We start from the raw sequence: 4,359 nt of genomic DNA, 5'->3' as shown, positions 1-4,359 counted from the left end.
TCCATCACCGCCAATAACGACAATTGTTTTTACTGAAGGATCGCTATTAATTTGTCTGGCAATTTTTTCCGCATGTCCTTTGTATTTTGTAAAATAGCAAATGGGTGCCATTTTTTTATATTCTGCTAGTTTCTTTAGTCGACTATGAATCTTTTTCGCTCTCCCGTTTCCCGCAACTGGATTTATAATAAAGACATACATTTATTTAGTTTCCTCAACGTCGACTGAATTAAAACGATCATCATCATTTTCCCATTCTGGTCTTCTAACAGATACGGTCTGGCAATGACGTAATAATGCTTCAATTACTTTTAATTGGATACTTTTTAAAGGTGATGCCAAATTTCTTCTTTCTTCAAGCCATGTATCGTATTCGGCTTTTCCGATGAGCGAAGTATTATAAGGTTCATTCGTATAGAGAATAGCTGCTTCTTTAGATAAAATTGTTTTTTTAATCGAGAAATTAAGATTATATCTGTTTAAAATGCTTTTGACAATTTGTTCATTCCGTTTTAACGCAATTGTTGGACTAATTATTTTCGAAGTATTATTTCCCTTTTCAATCGTCCAAGTTCGATCATCTCCAGTGTAAATAACGGCGTCCGAACTTTCCTGAAGTAACACGATAATTTCGATCCCAATCGGGCTAATTAATATAAGTTCACCTTGTACGGTTGCTTTTTTAACAGTAAATATTGGATAGTACATGACTAAATAAATATCCGGTAAACTTTGTAAAAAATGTTTCAATGTGAAATCGGAATTAAACTTTCTATCGGTAAAAGAAACTTGAGATACCGTTGAAGTCGCCCACTTAAGCTGAAATGGATAAAGTTCATTTAAGAAATACGTTGTTAAATTGTCCCTTGATTTTGGCAGACTTCGTTCAAACTTTTCGGTTCCCATTTTCTCCTGTTCATTATGTTTACGAAATGGAATCCAGTTAAAAAATCCTTTATTGTCCACATTTTCAGATATTGTTTCGTTATCGTCAGAGTTTAATTCTTTATCATTTTCCATTTCCCATAAATCATTTATACGCTGCCAGTTTTCTTGTTTTAATCGGATATATTGGCTTGGATAATGAAATGGGTTCGTTTCATAACGGGAGATATAGTCAAGTAATTTAATTAACTGTGCCATTTCATTCACCTCTTATTTTTTCATAGATAAAACATAAGCTAATTCGCCTTCTGTTAGCTGGCGGCATTTCCCTATAGGAAGATCCTTATCTAATTGTAACTCTCCAATTCGTAATCGTTTTAAATAAAGAACTTCCATATTAATTGCTCGAAACATTCGTTTTACTTGATGAAACTTCCCTTCACATATTGCAAGTTTAATCTCCGAAATTGCATCACTTTTTACGATGTCTAAATAAGCTTTCTTTGTTTTATACCCATCATCCAATATAATTCCTTCTCTAAATTGCTCAATATGATTATCAGAAACCCGGCCATTCACTTTTGCAAAATACGTTTTATAAATTTCTCGGTTTGGCGAGGTTAACGCATGATTCAATTGTCCATCATTTGTTAGCAATAATAACCCTTCCGTATCTTTATCTAATCTACCTACTGGTGACAGATTATAGTGTTGATATTCGTGAGGAATTAAATCCAAAACCGTTTGATCGTAGGGATCAACGGTTGCTGACAAATAATTTGGTGGTTTATGTAGCATAATATACACATATTTTTGATAATGTACTTTCTGCTTATTTACTTCAATCACTTGCTCATCAGGATCTACATGTAAATTACTTTTCGTTATAACTTTATTATCGACAGTTACGAGCCGCTTTTTAATTAATTCTTTCACTTCTTTTCGAGTTCCAAAACCTGTATGAGCAAGTAATTTATCTAGTCGCACGTTTTTTCCTCCTGAAACGTTTTAACATATTTGTATCTCCAAAAACAAAATCAATTAATGTTGACTTATAAGCTAAGAATAAGTATACTGACGCTCCAACACTTATGCCGACCAAGAGCATAATAGATGCAGCAAGCCGACTCTCATCAAAAGGCAAAAATAGGCCGAAGATAATTTTAGTTACTTCTATTACTCCCCACATAACCAAACTAAAAATTACCATAAATATTGTTCGCTTTAATGTTTGTTTATAAGAGAATAGAATTGCTCGGTTTATTTTCCAAAAATTAAGAGCTACTGCTACACCAACAGCAAGACCTGTTGCAAATATAGAGCCTTTTCCAGCAAAAATATGTATTAAAGCTGAGTTTAATAAAACTTTAGTTAAAAACCCTGCAGTAAGACTTATTAAAGCAAAGCGTTGTTCATTGATCCCTTGTAAAATTGCTGCTGTGACGGTAAATAAAGCAAATAATAAAGCAACTGGAGAATACCAAGCAAGTAAAGACCCGGTTAAGCTCAAATTTTCCATACCATACAGAGAACCATATGCTTCATAAGCAAGTGCCGATAAACCGACAACAGCTGGAATAACGAGTAATAAGACGATTTGCAATGCTTGATTTATTTCTTTCATTAATTTTTGTCTATTCTGTTTTGTAAAAGATTCTGTAAGTGCCGGAACAATTGTTAAAGAGAGTCCTGTTGCTATTGTAACTGGTATGCTGATCAATTTATGTCCGTATAAATTTATTGTCGCAAGGGAAAGCTCCGCAATTTTCTCATATCCGCTAACTATCATTGCTCTGTTGAAAGTAAATGAATCAACTGTTTGATAAAGCGGAATAGCAATCCCAACTAATATAAATGGACCCGCATAAGAAAATAATTCAAAAATTAACTCCTTCGTTGAAATGTTCAATGTTTTTGTTGACGGTTCTATTGCGTTTCTTAAATGTTGACGCTTTTTTCTCCAATAGAACCATAAAATAATACATGATGCCAACGCCCCAATAAAAGCTGCAAAAGTTGCAAAACTGACTGCTAAACCGACACTTCCATTATAAATTTTAATAATAATAAAAGCAGATATTAGTACAAAAGCAATTCGGACAATTTGTTCAACCACTTGAGATAATGCAGTAGGTTCCATCGTTTGATTTCCCTGGAAAAAACCACGTGCAACACTCATTGCTGGAATAATTAATAATGCAAAGCTTACCATTTTCATCACTTGTTCTACATCTTCAACTTGGTTTCCATGTGTATCACTGTAAAGAAACTTGGTGGCCAACCAACCAGAACTAAAGTATAAAAAGATAAATGCTAAAAAACCTGTAATAATCATTAAAAGCAAGCTAGTTCTAAAAATTCGTAGTCCTGTATCATAATACCCTAAAGAATTATATTTCGATACAATTTTCGACACGGCTAAAGGAACACCTACTGTTGAAATACTAATTAAAATAGTATACGGGTTATAAGCATAGTAATACAAAGCTCCCCCTTTAGCTCCAACTAATTCATTAAATGGGATAACATAAATCATTCCTAAAAACTTTGATAAAAATGCGGCTCCCGTTAATAAAACGGTACCTCTTAAAATTTTATTCGACATGGATCCACCTTCGTATAATTGTTGTACTTCCAAAGCTATTTTACCATACTTTACTCATGTTGAAACAATTATCGACAATTGATTTATTTTTAGGACAAAAAAGTAAAAAATGTTGTAAACTTTACTCTCTAGGTAAATCATTCCGAGTATTAAATAACATGAAGGTGCTAAACTATAAGTGCGTGTTTAAAAAGGAGGATAAAAAGGACCAAGAATTTCGAGGCGGCGTAGTTTCGAGCAGCGGAATGTATGCATTTAGATACATGAGCAGCGGAGAAGCAAGCCAACGAAGAAATTCGCAGTGTCATTTTTACCGGACTTTTTGAACATCCTCTATAATAGAGATTTGGCAAATGCCTTACTTCTCTTACTTCCAATAACAATGAAGGGAATGATTTTAATTGAAAAAGTCTGATATGTGGCTAACTTTACTCGCTTCCGTTGGTGTTGGTGCTGCAGCCTTTTATACAATGTCGAAAAGCGATCAGCCAATGGCAAAAGCGATGGAAAGTGTTGCACCAATGTTGAATGGTACGACAAATACGAACAGTAATATGAACAGTAGTAGCAGTGGTATTGGCACTGGCAGCGAAAGTAATACTGGTAAATTTGGTCCTCATGGTATGAGTTAAATTTTCCATTCTGAAATAATAAAAAACACAAAAACAGCCTATTTACTTATGTGTTAGTAAATAGGCTGTTTTCCCTTGCCTGGCGGCGTCCTACTCTTGCGGAGGCAAAGCCTCGACTACCATCGGCGCTGGAGAGCTTAACTGCTGTGTTCGAGATGGGAACAGGTGTGACCTCTCCGCTATAACTACCAGACCAACAGGATGTTGGTCGTTCTTCGTTGTTCACAGGACGTGAAC

General features: G+C 34.6%; 5 protein-coding genes and 1 rRNA gene. 1 reads left to right on the top strand and 5 read right to left on the bottom strand.

Annotation, left to right across the window (positions count from 1 at the left end; translation table 11 throughout):
• The 4 genes from ACPYKA_RS19415 to ACPYKA_RS19400 form a co-directional block, all read right to left on the bottom strand.
• A partial coding sequence (locus ACPYKA_RS19415; RefSeq protein WP_479543847.1) for an acylglycerol kinase family protein occupies window positions 1–201 on the bottom strand: 201 nt, incomplete at its 3' end.
• Window positions 202–1,143 (bottom strand): NERD domain-containing protein, encoded by a 942-nt coding sequence (locus ACPYKA_RS19410; protein WP_479543846.1) that lies wholly within the window; start codon window positions 1,141–1,143, stop codon window positions 202–204.
• A gap of 12 nt (window positions 1,144–1,155) precedes the next feature.
• Window positions 1,156–1,872, bottom strand: coding sequence for a pseudouridine synthase (locus ACPYKA_RS19405; RefSeq protein ID WP_479543845.1), 717 nt, complete (start codon window positions 1,870–1,872; stop codon window positions 1,156–1,158).
• Window positions 1,859–3,490, bottom strand: coding sequence for a putative polysaccharide biosynthesis protein (locus ACPYKA_RS19400; protein WP_479543844.1), 1,632 nt, complete (start codon window positions 3,488–3,490; stop codon window positions 1,859–1,861). The genes ACPYKA_RS19405 and ACPYKA_RS19400 overlap by 14 nt, the downstream gene beginning before the upstream one ends.
• Before the next feature lie 401 nt (window positions 3,491–3,891).
• Between ACPYKA_RS19400 and ACPYKA_RS19395 the strand changes: the two genes are divergently transcribed.
• Entirely contained in the window at window positions 3,892–4,122 is a 231-nt protein-coding gene (locus ACPYKA_RS19395; RefSeq protein WP_479543843.1) for a hypothetical protein, read from the top strand.
• A gap of 77 nt (window positions 4,123–4,199) precedes the next feature.
• On the opposite strand, the gene rrf is transcribed toward ACPYKA_RS19395, so the two are convergent.
• Window positions 4,200–4,315, bottom strand: a 5S ribosomal RNA gene (rrf, locus tag ACPYKA_RS19390).
• Window positions 4,316–4,359: the final 44 nt, after the last annotated feature.

Origin of the sequence: Pseudogracilibacillus amylolyticus (SeqCode), from assembly GCF_051918545.1 — a bacterium.
In the GTDB taxonomy this organism is placed as follows: Bacteria; Bacillota; Bacilli; order Bacillales; family Amphibacillaceae; genus Pseudogracilibacillus.
The sequence above is the reverse complement of the archived record's forward strand: the minus strand, read 5'-3'. Positions and strand labels throughout refer to the sequence as shown.